This is a genomic window from Actinomadura citrea (assembly GCF_013409045.1).
Lineage (GTDB): Bacteria > Actinomycetota > Actinomycetes > Streptosporangiales > Streptosporangiaceae > Spirillospora > Spirillospora citrea.
Map to the genome: position 1 here is coordinate 8716686 of NZ_JACCBT010000001.1, position 12416 is coordinate 8729101.

General features: G+C 73.6%; 14 protein-coding genes and 1 pseudogene. 7 read left to right on the forward strand and 8 right to left on the reverse strand.

Translation table 11 applies throughout. From position 1 onward, the window contains the following. The gene (locus BJ999_RS39885) at positions 1–939 is read left to right on the forward strand and encodes a phosphate acyltransferase (RefSeq protein ID WP_179838015.1); all 939 of its coding nucleotides are present in this window, start codon (positions 1–3) and stop codon (positions 937–939) included. Here BJ999_RS39885 and BJ999_RS39890 read toward each other — a convergent pair. Further along, on the reverse strand, positions 933–1673 hold the full coding sequence (locus BJ999_RS39890; RefSeq protein ID WP_218935439.1) for a spheroidene monooxygenase: 741 nt from the start codon (positions 1671–1673) through the stop codon (positions 933–935). The two genes, BJ999_RS39885 and BJ999_RS39890, sit on opposite strands and share 7 nt — an antisense overlap. Positions 1674–1685: 12 nt before the next feature. On the opposite strand from BJ999_RS39890, the gene BJ999_RS39895 reads away from it, so the two are divergent. After that, on the forward strand, positions 1686–2291 hold the full coding sequence (locus tag BJ999_RS39895; protein ID WP_229810025.1) for a glycerol-3-phosphate acyltransferase: 606 nt from the start codon (positions 1686–1688) through the stop codon (positions 2289–2291). Here BJ999_RS39895 and BJ999_RS39900 read toward each other — a convergent pair. The 5 genes from BJ999_RS39900 to wrbA all read right to left on the reverse strand — a co-directional run bounded on the left by BJ999_RS39900 (position 2242) and on the right by wrbA (position 7934). Further along, positions 2242–3384, reverse strand: coding sequence for a glycosyltransferase family 2 protein (locus tag BJ999_RS39900; protein WP_179838016.1), 1143 nt, complete (start codon positions 3382–3384; stop codon positions 2242–2244). The two genes, BJ999_RS39895 and BJ999_RS39900, sit on opposite strands and share 50 nt — an antisense overlap. Positions 3385–3414: 30 nt before the next feature. Continuing rightward, positions 3415–4884 carry a phytoene desaturase family protein gene (locus BJ999_RS39905; RefSeq protein WP_218935440.1) on the reverse strand — a complete coding sequence of 490 codons (1470 nt, stop codon included), beginning with the start codon at positions 4882–4884 and terminating at the stop codon, positions 3415–3417. Then, complete coding sequence (locus BJ999_RS42735) at positions 4872–5747, reverse strand: carotenoid biosynthesis protein (protein ID WP_229810084.1); 876 nt, start codon at positions 5745–5747, stop codon at positions 4872–4874. Before BJ999_RS42735 ends, BJ999_RS39905 begins: the two co-directional genes overlap by 13 nt. A gap of 61 nt (positions 5748–5808) precedes the next feature. Next, on the reverse strand, positions 5809–7203 hold the full coding sequence (locus BJ999_RS39915) for an MFS transporter (protein ID WP_229810026.1): 1395 nt from the start codon (positions 7201–7203) through the stop codon (positions 5809–5811). Positions 7204–7289: 86 nt separating this feature from the next. Then, the gene (gene wrbA, locus BJ999_RS39920; RefSeq protein WP_179838017.1) at positions 7290–7934 is read right to left on the reverse strand and encodes an NAD(P)H:quinone oxidoreductase; all 645 of its coding nucleotides are present in this window, start codon (positions 7932–7934) and stop codon (positions 7290–7292) included. A 77-nt stretch (positions 7935–8011) separates the two neighbouring features. On the opposite strand from wrbA, the gene BJ999_RS39925 reads away from it, so the two are divergent. Beyond that, positions 8012–8494, forward strand: coding sequence for a MarR family winged helix-turn-helix transcriptional regulator (locus tag BJ999_RS39925; protein WP_179838018.1), 483 nt, complete (start codon positions 8012–8014; stop codon positions 8492–8494). Between the two features lie 152 nt (positions 8495–8646). Here the strand turns inward: BJ999_RS39925 and BJ999_RS39930 are convergent, their stop codons facing one another. Next, positions 8647–9606, reverse strand: coding sequence for a GlxA family transcriptional regulator (locus tag BJ999_RS39930; RefSeq protein ID WP_218935441.1), 960 nt, complete (start codon positions 9604–9606; stop codon positions 8647–8649). A gap of 402 nt (positions 9607–10008) precedes the next feature. On the opposite strand from BJ999_RS39930, the gene BJ999_RS39935 reads away from it, so the two are divergent. From BJ999_RS39935 to BJ999_RS44200, 3 genes and pseudogenes are all read left to right on the forward strand, one after another. Further along, on the forward strand, positions 10009–10212 hold the full coding sequence (locus BJ999_RS39935) for a hypothetical protein (protein WP_179838020.1): 204 nt from the start codon (positions 10009–10011) through the stop codon (positions 10210–10212). Beyond that, positions 10212–10754: an RNA polymerase sigma factor gene (locus tag BJ999_RS39940; protein WP_179838021.1), complete on the forward strand. Its 543-nt coding sequence runs from the start codon at positions 10212–10214 to the stop codon at positions 10752–10754. The genes BJ999_RS39935 and BJ999_RS39940 overlap by 1 nt, the downstream gene beginning before the upstream one ends. A gap of 11 nt (positions 10755–10765) precedes the next feature. After that, a pseudogene (locus BJ999_RS44200) lies at positions 10766–11226 on the forward strand (DUF6807 family protein). Here BJ999_RS44200 and BJ999_RS39955 read toward each other — a convergent pair. Beyond that, a complete protein-coding gene (locus tag BJ999_RS39955) occupies positions 11204–11734 on the reverse strand; it encodes a hypothetical protein (protein WP_179838023.1) in 531 nt (176 codons plus the stop codon). The pseudogene BJ999_RS44200 and the gene BJ999_RS39955 sit on opposite strands and share 23 nt — an antisense overlap. 206 nt (positions 11735–11940) lie before the next feature. Here BJ999_RS39955 and BJ999_RS39960 point away from each other — a divergent pair, with 206 nt between their 5' ends. Further along, the gene (locus BJ999_RS39960; protein ID WP_179838024.1) at positions 11941–12234 is read left to right on the forward strand and encodes a hypothetical protein; all 294 of its coding nucleotides are present in this window, start codon (positions 11941–11943) and stop codon (positions 12232–12234) included. Positions 12235–12416 lie beyond the last annotated feature (182 nt).

Consider the following 12416-nt stretch of genomic DNA (forward strand, 5'->3'; position numbering starts at 1 on the left):
ATGGGAGAAACGGGCGGCGCGGCGCGGGTCGTGCTGGACGCGATGGGCGGCGACCACGGGCCCGCCGAGACGGTGCCGGGCGCGCTGGCGGCGCACCGCGCGCACGGGGTCCCCGTCCTCCTGGTGGGACGGGCCGACGAGATCGACGAGGAGCTGCGGCGGCACGGCGGCGTCGGCGAGCTGGAGGTGCAGCACGCCGACGACGTCATCCCCATGGCCGAGCGGGGCTCGAACGCCGCGTTCCAGTCCAAGTCCAGCCTGATGGTGGGCTGCGAGCTGGCGCGACGCGGAGGGGCGGCGTTCGTGTCGGCCGGGTCCACCGGCGCGGTGGTGACCTGCGCCGTCCGCGCCCTCGGGCGGCGCGAGGGCGTGCTGCGCCCGGCGCTGGCCGTGGCACTGCCCGCCATGTCGGGCTTCACCGTCCTGGTCGACGCGGGCGGCACCGCCGACCCGTCGGCGGAGATGGTGGCTCAGTTCGCGGCGCTCGGCACCGAGTACGCGCGGAGCGTCCTGGGCGTGGCCGATCCTTCGGTGGGGCTGCTGTCCATCGCGGCGGAGCCGGGCAAGGGGAACCGGCTCGTCCGGGACGCGGCGCTGCTGCTGCCGGACATGCCGGTGCGCTTCCACGGCAACGTCGAGGGCCACGACGTGCTGGCCGGAACCGTCGATGTGGTCGTGACCGACGGGTTCACCGGGAACGTCGTACTGAAGAGCATCGAAGGCTGCGTCCGCACGACGCTCGGCCTCGTCGCCCGTGCCGGAACCGTCGACGCCGGGCCGCTGGAGGCGGTCGCGCGCCTGTACGCGGCCGACACCCACGGGGGCGCCGCGCTGCTGGGCCTGACCGGAACGGTCGTCGTCGCGCACGGCTCGTCGAGCGCGGCCGCCGTCGCCCGTGCCTGCGTGGTGGCACGCGACCTGGCCGCGGAGGGTCAGTGAGCCATGGGGCCGGTGCCGTGAGCGGGTCCGTCTCCGCCGCCGGGACGCAGCGGGTCGCGGCCGTTCCAGGTGCCCTCGCTGCCGAACGGAACGAAGCGGGCGAAGAGCTCCTCGCTGTACCAGCCTTCGCGGCGGACCCGCCTGACGACGTCGCGGTGGGCGCCTCCCTGGTAGGCGTAGCGGCGGACGGCCGCCTCGTCCCGCCACAGCGAGAACGTCGCCTGCCGGGCCAGCGGCCACTCCCCGACCCCGACCGAGGCGAGGCAGCCGTCCTGGCCGCACAGCAGGCGGTCCACGCCCGGTACGGAACGGTAGAACGCCACCAGCCGTCCCGGACGGATCGACGCCCTGGTCAGCACGGCCACCGGTCCGTGCGGCGGAGGGTGGGCCGCCGCTCCGGCGAGCGGGTCGGCCCCTCCCCAGCCGCCCCGGGACGCCAGCGGCGCGAGCCGCACATGCCAGGACTCCTCGGCCTCGTCCCGCCACCGCACCGCGATCGGGGAACGCGTGAGAAAGCCCTCCAGCGCCGGTTCGCCTTCCCACACCGCGAACAGGGCCCAGCGCCGCAGGTCGGCGCCGAGGCTCATGGAGCGGCCCCTCCCCGTCCCGAGCAGCCGCCAGAACCGCAGGCCGCCGGTGCCGCGCAGCACCGGACGGTCGAACGCCATGTGCCGCATGGCGTCCACTCCCGCGTACCTGATGAGGTGGAACGAGGCGATGATCTCCGTGCTCATGCAGTGGTTCCCGTGGTCACAGCGGTGATTCCCGTGCTCGTGTCGGTCGTCGGCGGCTACCTGCTGGGCTCGGTGCCGGTCGCGGTGCTCGTCGGCCGCGCCCACGGCCTCGATCCCCGCGACGTCGGCGACCGCAACCCCGGCTTCTGGAACGTCATGGAGCAGCTCGGCCGGAAGGCCTCCGTGCCCGTCTTCGCCGGCGACATGCTCAAGGGGACGGCGGCCGGGCTGGTCGGCCTGCTGGTGAGCGGGGTCGAGACGGGCCGGTTCGGTTCGGTGGCCGGGGCGAGCGTCCTGCCGGTGTACGCGGCGGTCGGCGCGGCGATGGCCGGCCACGCCTGGCCGGTGTTCGCCGGGCGCCGGGGCGGGCGCTCGATCCTGACCTTCGCCGGCGGGTTCGCGGTGATCTGCCCGGCGGCGTTCGCGCTCGGCCTCGTCCTGCTCCTCGCGGGGACTCTCGTCTTCTCGTTCACGTGGGGCGCCCGCCTCTCGGTGTTCTCGCTGCCGGTGCTGCAGCTGTTCTTCGCCCCCGTCGAGCAGGTCGCCGGGACCGGGGCGCTGATGTGCCTCATCGGGCTGCGTTTCGGGCAGGCGGCGCTGGCGGGACGGCGGCCCTGACCACCGCCGGGCCGTAGTCCCGGCCGCGCCAGGTGCGCGTCGGCAGCAGCGCCGACCAGGTGAGCCGGATGGCCGCCGCCGCGTCCAGGAACGGGGACGCCGCCAGGCCGGGGCCCGGACGCACGTAACTGCCGCGCAGGGCCGTCACGAGGAGGAGCCGCTGCGCCAGCAGGCCGAGGTCGAGCGGCGTCGGCCGTCCTACCGCGAGCCGCAGGACGGGGAGCGCGGCGGTCAGCCAGACCACCGCCAGATCGCCCGCCAGATGGGCGACGGGGGTGACGTCCCGCAGCGCGATGGACCGTCCCCATTCGCGCCACACGTCGGCGGCGGAGGTGTGCATGTCCACCTCCAGCAGCGGGCCCGCGTCCACGAACGCGACCCGCCAGCCGTCGCGGGCGAGGAGCCTCCCGAGCGCCACATCGTCGGTGAGATGGCGCCTGACTCGCGCGAACCCGTCGGCCTCGTCCATCCGCGCCTTGCGAAAGGCCATGCACTGCCCCGTGACGAGCAACCGCCCCACCGATGCCCCCGGCCCGGTGGGCGCCGTCGTCGAGCCGATGGGCCCGAAGCGGTAGACGAGCGTGGCCAGCAGCGAGGCGTGCAGCGCCTGCTCCACCGCGTTGCCGCAGATGAAGCGGGGTCCCGCGCTCACCAGGTCATGGGCGTCCAGGAGCGCCGCCAGTTCCGCGCAGAGGCCCGCCTTGGGACGCATGTCGGCGTCCAGCAGGACCACGACCGGGCCGGTCGCGGCCTGCACGCCCTGGTGCAGGGCCCACTGCTTGCCGATCCACCCGTCCGGCAGCGGCGCGCCCGGGAGGACGGTGGCGCCCAGCCGCTCGGCCAGCCGCGCGGTGCCGTCGCGGGACTCGTCGTCCACGACGATGACCTCGTCCACGGCCGGGTCGGCGAGCAGCGGCGCCAGGCATCCTTCGAGGCGGGACTCCTCGTCGCGGGCGGGGACCACCACCGACACCCGCTCGGGCGGCGGTCCTGCCGTCCCCGGCCTCAGCGGCGCGGGACGGCGGCGCCCCCGGGCGAGCCGCGACGCGACGACCCCGGCGGCGGCCGCCTGGAGGACGGTCAGCGCCCTCATCGTGGTTCCGGCCTCATCGTGGTTCCGGCCTCACTGTGTTTCCGTCCTTTCGAGGGGCGTGGTGCCGCGTGCGCCGCCGAAGTCCTGGTTCACGAGGGAGGCGACGATCCGGCCGCCCATCGCGACGAGCGGGAGGCCGCCGCCCGGATGCGCCGACCCGCCCACCAGGTAGAGGCCGCGCCGCGGCCCACGGTTGCCCGGCCGGCGGAACGGCGCGAAACGTCCCTGGTAGGCGGTTCCGTAGATGGCGCCGCCCCAGGCGCCGTACCGGTCGCGAAGGTCGGCGGGCGTGAACATGTCCACGAACCGGAGCCGGCCCGAGAGGTCGTGCCCGCGTTTCGCCAGCCCCTCCAGCACGAGGTCCCGGTACGACTCGCGGGACATCGGCCACCGGCCGGGATCGCGCGCCGGGACGTTCACCAGCATCACCCAGTTCTCAGCCCCGCCCGGGGCCTGGGCCGGGTCGTCCACCGCCGAGCAGCCGATGTGGACGGTCGGGTCGTCCGGCGGCACCTTCCGGTGGAAGATGTCGTCGAACTCCTTCCGGTAGTCCGCCGAGAAGACGACGGAGTGGTGCGGCAGGTCCTCAGTACGGCCGTCCACCCCCGCGAGGAGCAGAAAAGCCGATGACGACAGGCCGAGTCCGGCGAGCCTGCGCAGTCGGCGCCGGTCGGGCAGCAGCCAGCCGTACAGCGCGGCGGCATCGGCGTTGACGATCACGGCGTCGGCGCTCACCCGCTCGCCCGACGCCAGCACCACGCCCGACACCGCCGAACGGCCGGCGACCACCTCCGCCACCTCGGTTCCCGTGTGCACCTCGACGCCCGCGTCGGTCAGGAGCCGGGCGAGGGCGTCGGCGATCCGGGGCAGGCCGCCCGCGACGTACCAGCCGCCGAACCCGTGCTCGATGGCCGGGACGCAGCCGAGGGCGGCCGGCGCCCGGTACGGGCTCGACCCCGCGTACGTCGCGTACCGGCCGACGTACTGGTGCATCCGCGGGTCGTCGAAGAAGCGCCGCGCCAGGCCGTCCAGCGTCCGGCCCGGCGCGACCGAGAACAGGTCGCCGATCCGGGGTTTCTCGGGGGGACGGCCCAGCGGCCCGGCGAAGAACGTCCGCTCCGAGGCCGCGTAGCACTCCTCCGCCCAGCCGTAGAAGGACCGCCAGGCCGGGCCCTGGCCGGGGCTCAGGCGGTCGACCTCCTGCTCCATCCGGTCGGGGCCGCGGAACGCGCGCAGCCGCGACCCGTCGGCGAAGTGGTACCGGCACAGCTCGTCCAGTTCCACCAGCGGGACGTCCACTCCGAGTTCCCGGAACAGTCGCGGCATGGTCAGCAGGGACGGGCCGAGCGAGAACGTGAACCCGTCCCGCTCGTACTCCGCCAGCTTCCCGCCGAGCCGGTCCAGCCGCTCGTAGAGCCGGACCTCGTGGCCGCCGCGCGCCAGCCGCAGCGCGGCGGTCATCCCGCCGACCCCGCCGCCGACCACGGTCACTTCCGCCATGCGCGCCTCCAAGCCGGGACTGCGAACGCCCCCATCGCCACCCCTCCCGCCGCCGCGACCAGCGGGTCTCCCGGCTCGAACACCGCCGCGAAGGCCAGCGTCTCCATGGCCGCCATCACCGAGTAGAGCGTGACGAGCCCCCGGGACGGGCCGGATTCCGAGGACGGGCCATGCCGCCACGACTGGCCGTGCCTCCAGGACCGGCCCTGCCGCCACGATGGGCTCCGACTCCAGGACGGGCCGTTCCTCCAGGATCGAACGGCGGCGTCCTCCCGTCCCACGATCAGATCGATCGCCATCATGACCAGGACGGACACCACCAGCCATCCGGCGAAGTTGCTGAGCGGCACGCCGCGGTAGGGGCCGTCGTCCGCCCACGTCCACAGGCCGAGCCGCAGCATCTGCGGGTCCAGGAACAGGTCCCATGCCGTCAGCGCCGCGGCCCCCGCCGCCCACCGCGCGACCCGGTTCTCCGGCGCGACCGCGGTCGCGACGGCGTGCGCGGCCAGCCCCATGCCGCCCCACGCCGCCGCCACGATGACCGGCACGCCGCCGGCCTGGGGCCGCAGCACCGAGGTGTAGGAGTACTCCCCGAACGGCAGGCCCGTGCGGATGCCGATCCATTCGGCCGCGTACCCGATGGCCACGGTCGCGGCGAAGGCCCCGGCCGCGCGGCCGGGGCCCCGCCGGTCGGCGAGGAACGCCACGGCGCTCGCCGCCAGCAGCACCACGACCACGCTGGTCAGCCGGATCGGCTCAGGTCTCAGCCCGGACGCGACCTGGGCCACCACCATCGCGGCCAGCAGCCCGGCGCCGAGCAGTCCGAGAGGTCGCGACGCCGGCGCGTCCCAGCCGAGCCGCATTCTGCGCACAAAGCCCACACGATCACTTCGTACCGAGGCGCCCAGCCGGATGCATCGACCCTCAGGACGCGGCCCGGCCGCGCGGCAGCAGCAGGCCCACCACGGCGATGATCAGGCCCAGACCGGCCGCCATGAGGAAGACCCGGTCGTAACCGGCGGCGAGCGCGGCGGTCGTGGCCGGCCCGCCGGGCGCCGCCTGCGTCCGCGCGGTGGCCACCGTCGCGAGCACCGCCAGGCCCACCGCCCCGCCCGCCTGAGCGGCGGTGTTGGCCAGCCCGCCGATGACCCCCGCGTCGCCCTCGGGGACGCCCGCGGTCGTCGCGGCCATGAGGGTGGGGAACGTCAGCCCGATCCCGACCGCGACGAGCAGGGTGGGCCCGAGCACGCCGGTGACGTAGCCGCTCCCGGCGCCGGCCTGGGAGAGCCAGCCGAACCCGGCGAGGAGACAGCCGCACCCCGCCAGGACCAGAAGGCGCGCACCCGTCCGGGGCAGCAGTCCGGCGGCGAGGCGCGCGACCAGCATGAACATCACGGCCGCGGGCGTCTGCCCGAGCCCGGCCCGGAGCGCGCCATAGCCCAGGACGTTCTGCAGGAACAGCGACGTGAAGTACCACATCGCGATGGCGATCCCCCCGAAGAGCAGCAGCATGCCGCCGCCCGCGGCCACCCCCCGGATCCTGAACAGCCGCAGCGGCATCAGCGGCCGGGCGGCGAAACGTCCCTCCACCACGAGGAAGACGGCGAGCAGGAGCAGGCCCGCCACGGCCGGACCGGCGACCCGCGCGGACGTCCAGCCGTGGCCGGTGCTCTGCATGACCCCGTAGATCAGCGCGGCCAGCCCCGCCGTTCCGGTGACGGCGCCGGGGAGGTCGAGCGGCTCCCGCCGGCCGGTCCGCGCACCGGACAGCGACGTCAGGGCCACCACGATCAGCACCGCGCCGATCGGCACGTTGATCAGGAAGACCCACCGCCAGGACAGGCCGGTCGTGAGGGCGCCGCCCGCGACCGCGCCCGCCATCCCGCCCACGCCGCCGGCGGCGGACCACGCGCCGAACGCCCGCGCCCGCTCGCGGCCCCCGGTGAAGCCGGTGTTGATCACGGCCAGCGTCGCCGGGGCCAGCAGGGCGGCTCCCACGCCCTGGACGACGCGCGCCGCCACCAGGATCTGCGGCGCGGTCGCCAGGCCGCCGACGAGGCTGGAGGCGGAGAACAGGAGCATCCCGGCGGCCAGCGTCCGGCGGTGGCCGAACAGGTCGGCGGCGCGTCCGCCCAGCAGCATGAGCCCGGCGAAGGTGAGCAGGTAGCCGTTCACCACCCAGGCCAGTCCCGCGGCGGTGAAGCCGAGGTCCCGATCGACCGAGGGCAGGGCGACGTTGACGATGGACGCGTCCAGAATCACCATGAACTGGCACGCGCACACCAGCACCAGCACGCCGGGCCCGCTCCCTGCCTTCACGGGTCCGCGGGTCAGAGTCTTCGCAGGCAGGTCAGGCGACACGAGCTCCTCCTGGAAACGAGTGGGATCACGGGTGACGTCGCCGCTCACGCGGTCTGCGGGGCGGCCTCGACCCCGTCCGCGCGGGTGCCGGCGAGCAGGCGGATCGTGGTCCGGGTGAGGCGGCGGCCCTGGTGCCGGGCCGCGTCGAGGGAGGCCGTGTCGGGGCCGTCGCCGGACGGCCCGGTCACCGACGAGGCGCCGTAGGGATTGCCTCCGGCGGCGTAGACGGCCGGGTCGGTGTAGCCGGGCGGGACGATCAGCGCGCCCCAGTGGTAGAAGACGTTGGCCAGCGAGATGATCGTGGCCTCGTTGCCGCCGTGGCGGTTGAACGCCGAGGTGAACGCCGTCACCGGCTTGTCGGCCAGCACGCCCTCCCGCCACAGGCCGACGCTCTGGTCGATGAACTGCTTGAGCTGCGCGGCGGGCGCGCCGAACCGGGTCGGCGTCCCGAACGCGTACGCGTCGGCCCACGCCAGGTCCTCGACGGCGGCCTCCGCGATCGAGGCGGTGGCGTCCACGTGCCGCCGCCACCGCGGGTTCTCGTCGATCGTGGCGTCGGTCACCAGCTCGGCGACCCGCCGCAGCCTCACCTCGGCCCCGGCGGAGACGGCGCCCTCGGCGACGGCCTGGGCGAGCGCGTGCACGGCGCCCGTCGAGCTGTAGTAGATGACGGCGACCTTCACGGACATGTCGGCTCCTCGACGTCGCGCTAGAATTAGTTATCCGCATAATGTTATGCGCATAACTAATCCGTCAAGGAGGGGCCGTGGACTTCGACCGAGCCGACGCGATCAACCAGGCCATCCGCCTGCTGAGCCTGCGCCACCGCGCCCGGGCCGCGGCGCTGCTGGCCCCGCTCGGACTGCACCCCGGCCAGGAGACGCTGCTCCTCGAACTCGCGCGGACCGGCCCGAGGATCCAGGCGCAACTCAGCGAGGCGCTCGGCTGCGAGCCGCCCAGCGTCACGCTCATGACCCGCAAGCTGGAGGCGTCCGGGCACGTCCGGCGCAGGCCCGCGCCCTCCGACAAGCGCGCCAGCATCGTGGAGCTCACCGACTCCGGGGCGGCCCTGGCGGAACGGGTCAAGGAACTGTGGTGCGCCCTGGCGGAGGAGACCGTGACCGGCCTGCCCGAGCAGACCGTGGCGGACCTGCCCGGCGTGCTCGGCACCCTGACCGCCAACGTCGACACCCGGCGCCCACGCGACGATGCCAGGCGCGCACGCCAGGACCGCGGATCCGACGGGTGACCGTCGGCCACCGCGGACCGACGCGGCCAGGACCAGCCGAGCGCGCCGCTACACAGGCTGTCACGGCCCACCAGACCTCGGCCATGCCTGATGATGTCGCCAAGGTCGTGCGTGGTTCTACGAGCGAGTCCGGCGGCCTCGCCGACCCGGTTCTAGGCCGTTGGGGGCGTGTGGGCCCTCGTCGCGAAGTGCTGCCGGTAGCGCTCGGGGGTGGTGGCCAGGTGGCGGGCGAAGAGCCGGTGCAGTGTCTCGCCGTGCTTGTAGCCGACCGTCCTGGCGATGGCGCCGACCGTCAGGTCTGTGGTCTCCAGCAGGCGGCGGGCGGATTCGAGGCGCAGGTTCTCCACGTAGGTGCCGGGCGTGCCGCCGGTCTCGGCGCGGAAGGCGCGGGCGAAGCTCCGCTCGCTCATCCGCGCCCGTCTCGCCGGCGCGACCACGCTCAGGTCCTCGCCCAGGTGGTCGGGCAGCCATTCCTGGACGGCCCGGATCGCCGGGGTCTTTGCAGGCTGGGCGCGCATCTGGGCGCTGAACTGGGCTTGGCCGCCGGGCCTGCGGGTGAAGACGACGAACCAGCGGGCGATCAGTTGCGCGGCCTCGGCGCCGAGGTCGTCCTCGACCAGGGCCAGCGCGAGGTCGATGCCGGCGGTGCCCCCGGCCGAGGTCCATCGGTCGCGGTCGCGCACATAGATCAGGTCCGCTTCGACGCGCACCTGCGGGATGCGCTCGGCGAGCAGGTGCGTCGATCCCCAGTGCGTCGTCGCGCGGTAGCCGTCGAGCAGCCCGGCGGCGGCGAGGAGCATGGACCCCGCGCAGACCGAGGCGACGCGGCGCGACCGCCGGGCGAGTGCCGCAAGCTCCCGGACCACCTCGGCGGACACGGCCGCGTCGTAGACCCCGCTGCCGCCGACCACGATCATCGTGTCGATCTCGTCGTCACCGGAGGCGATCTCTCCCAGCGCGTGCCCGGCCTGGATCGTCAGGCCGTTCTCGGCGATGACGGCGCCACCGCGCGGCGACGCCGTCAGCAGCCGGTAGGCGGTGGCTCCGGCCACGGCGTGCGGACGGCCGGGACGTCTCAGCGTGTCCCCGGGGACGTCTGCAGGACGTCCCAACCGGGCCTTGCCGAAAGACGAGAACGCGCAGAAGGGCCCGTGAGGAGGATCCTCCTCGCGGGCCGAAGCATGGCGGCAAGGCGAAGGCCCAGGTCGCCGACATCTCTTTGGCCGGAGCGTACGGCGACCAGGGCCTCCAGTGACCGGACCTGCACCTGAGCAGACAGATTGTTCAACAATCCGGCAGAGGTCCGTCACCTCTAAGAGTGCTGGACCAGGGCCGAACATTAACCGGGATCGGGTGCGAAAACCCTGCCTAGCCGGGGGGTGTCAGGGGCGCTGTCTGGCGCTCCACGATCGTGGGAAAGGACCGGCGAAGGCCCAGGTCGCCGACATCTCTTTGGCCGGAGCGTACGGCGACCAGGGCCTCCAGTGAGAAGAGACCGTCTCATGAAGGCTCACATGCAGAACGCCCTGCCGGCGTTCACCCTGACTCTGCGCGATCGGCTCCATCCCTCCCCCTGGCTGCGCCGGCGGATTCGCCCCATCACTGTGATCATCGTGATCGTGGTCCTGGCGACGGTGGCGCCGACCCAGGTCGCAGCGGCCGCCGGCGCCACCGCACTGTGGCTGCAGCTCCGCCGCCGCGAAAGCCGGGAGGCCTGATGATCACTATCGCGAAGATCACCGCAGGCCAGGAGTTCACCGAGTTCTGCCGTCACGACGCGGGTCGGCTGTACGGTTTCCTGGTTTCTGCAGGGGCCCACCCGCACGAGGTCGAGGACGCTCTACAGGAGACCCTGGTAGCCATGTGGCTGCGCCGGGACAAGATCGAAAACCTTCGAGCCTACGCGTACACCACCGCACGGAACGCACTCGCCCGCGTTCGCACCTCGCAGATCGAAGAACCCGTCGACTGGATCGACGCACAGTTCTCCATGGTCGATCCCCAAAGAGCCGAGGCGCACGAACAGGTCCTGGCCTTGATCGGCACGTTGCCCCGGCTTCAACAGCAGGTGATGGCGCTCACCTACGACGGCTACGCCCCGACGGAGATCGCTGAACTGCTCGGGTCCGACGCCAACACCGTACGCGTCACGCTGCACAAGGCCCGCCGCAAGCTTCGGGTGCAGATCCCCGGCCGTCCCGACGGCCTATCCGGCGATGAGCCGACGGAACCGTCGTCGCCACCGAGGAGCGGACCCTGACGGCGCGGCCCCTGGCACCCCGGTCCGGACCCGGCGCGTGGGCGCTGGACTTCGCGTTCACGCTGATCGGCCGGACCGGGCGGCCGCTCGTCCTGCGGAGCTCGGCGTGCAAGGGCCGCACCGGCGCCGGATACGGCGGCTTCTTCTGGCGCGCCCAAAAGGATTCCCCCGGCCTGGACGTCTTCACCGGCGAGGCGTCCGGTGAGGAGGCCGTGTCGTCACCCCCTGGCTGGCGTTGACCTCGGACGCGTGGAGCCTGGTGTTCGTCCAGACCGCCGGGCTCGATCCCTGGTTCGTCCGCGTCGCCGAGTACCCCGGCGTCGGGCCCGCGCTGGCGTGGGACGAGCCGCGGACCGTCCCGGGACGCCTGGAGCGGGCGATCACCGTGGTCGTCGCGGACGGACGGCTCACCCCCGACCGCGCCTGCACCCTCGCGGCGGCGCCGCCGATCAGGCGGGCCGGCCGGAGGTGAAGACGTCCGCGGCGGCGCTCCTGCGGAGATCTTCGAGGAGATCGATCTGCGTCTGGGCGCGGTGGAGCAGCTTCTCCAGCTCGCCCGCGTCCAGGTCCGGCGTCCGGTCGGCGAGGGTGAGCAGCGTGCGCCATCCGGCGGCCTTGCCTTCGACGGCCAGGCGCAGGAACTCGTACTCCACCATGTCGGTCAGCGGCGAGCGCTCTTTCAGGCGGCCGTTGAACTTGAGCCGTCCCGCCCTCTCCGCCACGGACATCGCGATGCTCTTGTAGTGCCGGACGGGGATGCCCAGCGACGCCATGATGGACAGCAGCGCTCCCCGGTCGGCGGCGATCTCCTCGGCCAGCCGCCGCAACCGCTCCTCGCCGGGCCTGCCCCGGTGCGCCTGGGCGAGCGCGCGGGAGCGCCCCACGCCCGCGGCCGCGCCCGCGAGGTGGTCGTTCAGGTAGATCGCCAAGAATGATCCGGCCGGCTTCTCCATGGGAGTCCTCTCGGATGCGGTGACCATGGCCCTCCTCGTCGGGTGATGGCGGCTCGTCGGGTGATGGTGCTCGCGGTACCCGGCGGGCGGACGGGTATTCACCGCGAAACCTCTGGCCCGGCCGCCTTTCGGCGGTGGCCGGACACCCTCGCGTCCGGAGTGGGTAAAAACCGGCCAATGCGTGCTTGTGCAGGTGAACGCTCGGGTACTGCCCGACCGACCAAGGGGGGAAAATGATCAGGACACTGCACAAGCGGGGCCTCAAGTCGCATCACATGTACACGGCGGGACTCGGGTCGATCGCCCTGGCGTTCGCGTCGTGGGCGCTGTCCGAACGCCTGGAGGAGGCGGGCCTGGACCGCGCCGACCGGTGGGGCATCTTCGTCGGCGAATGGGCTCCGACCTTCTTCGCCATCGGCGTCGCCATGCGCCTGGAGGAGATGCACGAGGAGGGCACCGACGTCCCGCAGCAGCGCGGCGAGATGGACGAACGAGTCGGAGGCCGCGCGTCCCACGCGATGCGCTGACGCCATACCCGCGGCCCGGACGCCCGAAGCCGCCGGCGACCGGAACGCCCCCGGCGACTCAGAGTCCCGGGCACCCGCAAGTCCCGGACGCCCGCAGGATCAGGGCGACAGATTTCGGTCGGGCGTGGGTGGCGGAAGGTTGATTCACGGGCAGCCGCACGTCGTCCCGGCGACTGCGGAGC

What these genes read in the sequence shown, in the direction of transcription:
- BJ999_RS39940 (WP_179838021.1), top strand. Translation starts at nt 10,212, where the DNA reads ATGATCACTATCGCGAAGATCACCGCAGGCCAGGAGTTCACCGAGTTC.
- BJ999_RS42735 (WP_229810084.1), bottom strand. Translation starts at nt 5,747, where the DNA reads ATGCGGCTCGGCTGGGACGCGCCGGCGTCGCGACCTCTCGGACTGCTC.
- BJ999_RS39905 (WP_218935440.1), bottom strand. Translation starts at nt 4,884, where the DNA reads ATGGCGGAAGTGACCGTGGTCGGCGGCGGGGTCGGCGGGATGACCGCC.
- BJ999_RS39935 (WP_179838020.1), top strand. Translation starts at nt 10,009, where the DNA reads ATGCAGAACGCCCTGCCGGCGTTCACCCTGACTCTGCGCGATCGGCTC.
- BJ999_RS39900 (WP_179838016.1), bottom strand. Translation starts at nt 3,384, where the DNA reads ATGAGGGCGCTGACCGTCCTCCAGGCGGCCGCCGCCGGGGTCGTCGCG.
- BJ999_RS39960 (WP_179838024.1), top strand. Translation starts at nt 11,941, where the DNA reads ATGATCAGGACACTGCACAAGCGGGGCCTCAAGTCGCATCACATGTAC.
- BJ999_RS39890 (WP_218935439.1), bottom strand. Translation starts at nt 1,673, where the DNA reads ATGAGCACGGAGATCATCGCCTCGTTCCACCTCATCAGGTACGCGGGA.
- BJ999_RS39885 (WP_179838015.1), top strand. Translation starts at nt 1, where the DNA reads ATGGGAGAAACGGGCGGCGCGGCGCGGGTCGTGCTGGACGCGATGGGC.
- BJ999_RS39955 (WP_179838023.1), bottom strand. Translation starts at nt 11,734, where the DNA reads ATGGTCACCGCATCCGAGAGGACTCCCATGGAGAAGCCGGCCGGATCA.
- wrbA (WP_179838017.1), bottom strand. Translation starts at nt 7,934, where the DNA reads ATGTCCGTGAAGGTCGCCGTCATCTACTACAGCTCGACGGGCGCCGTG.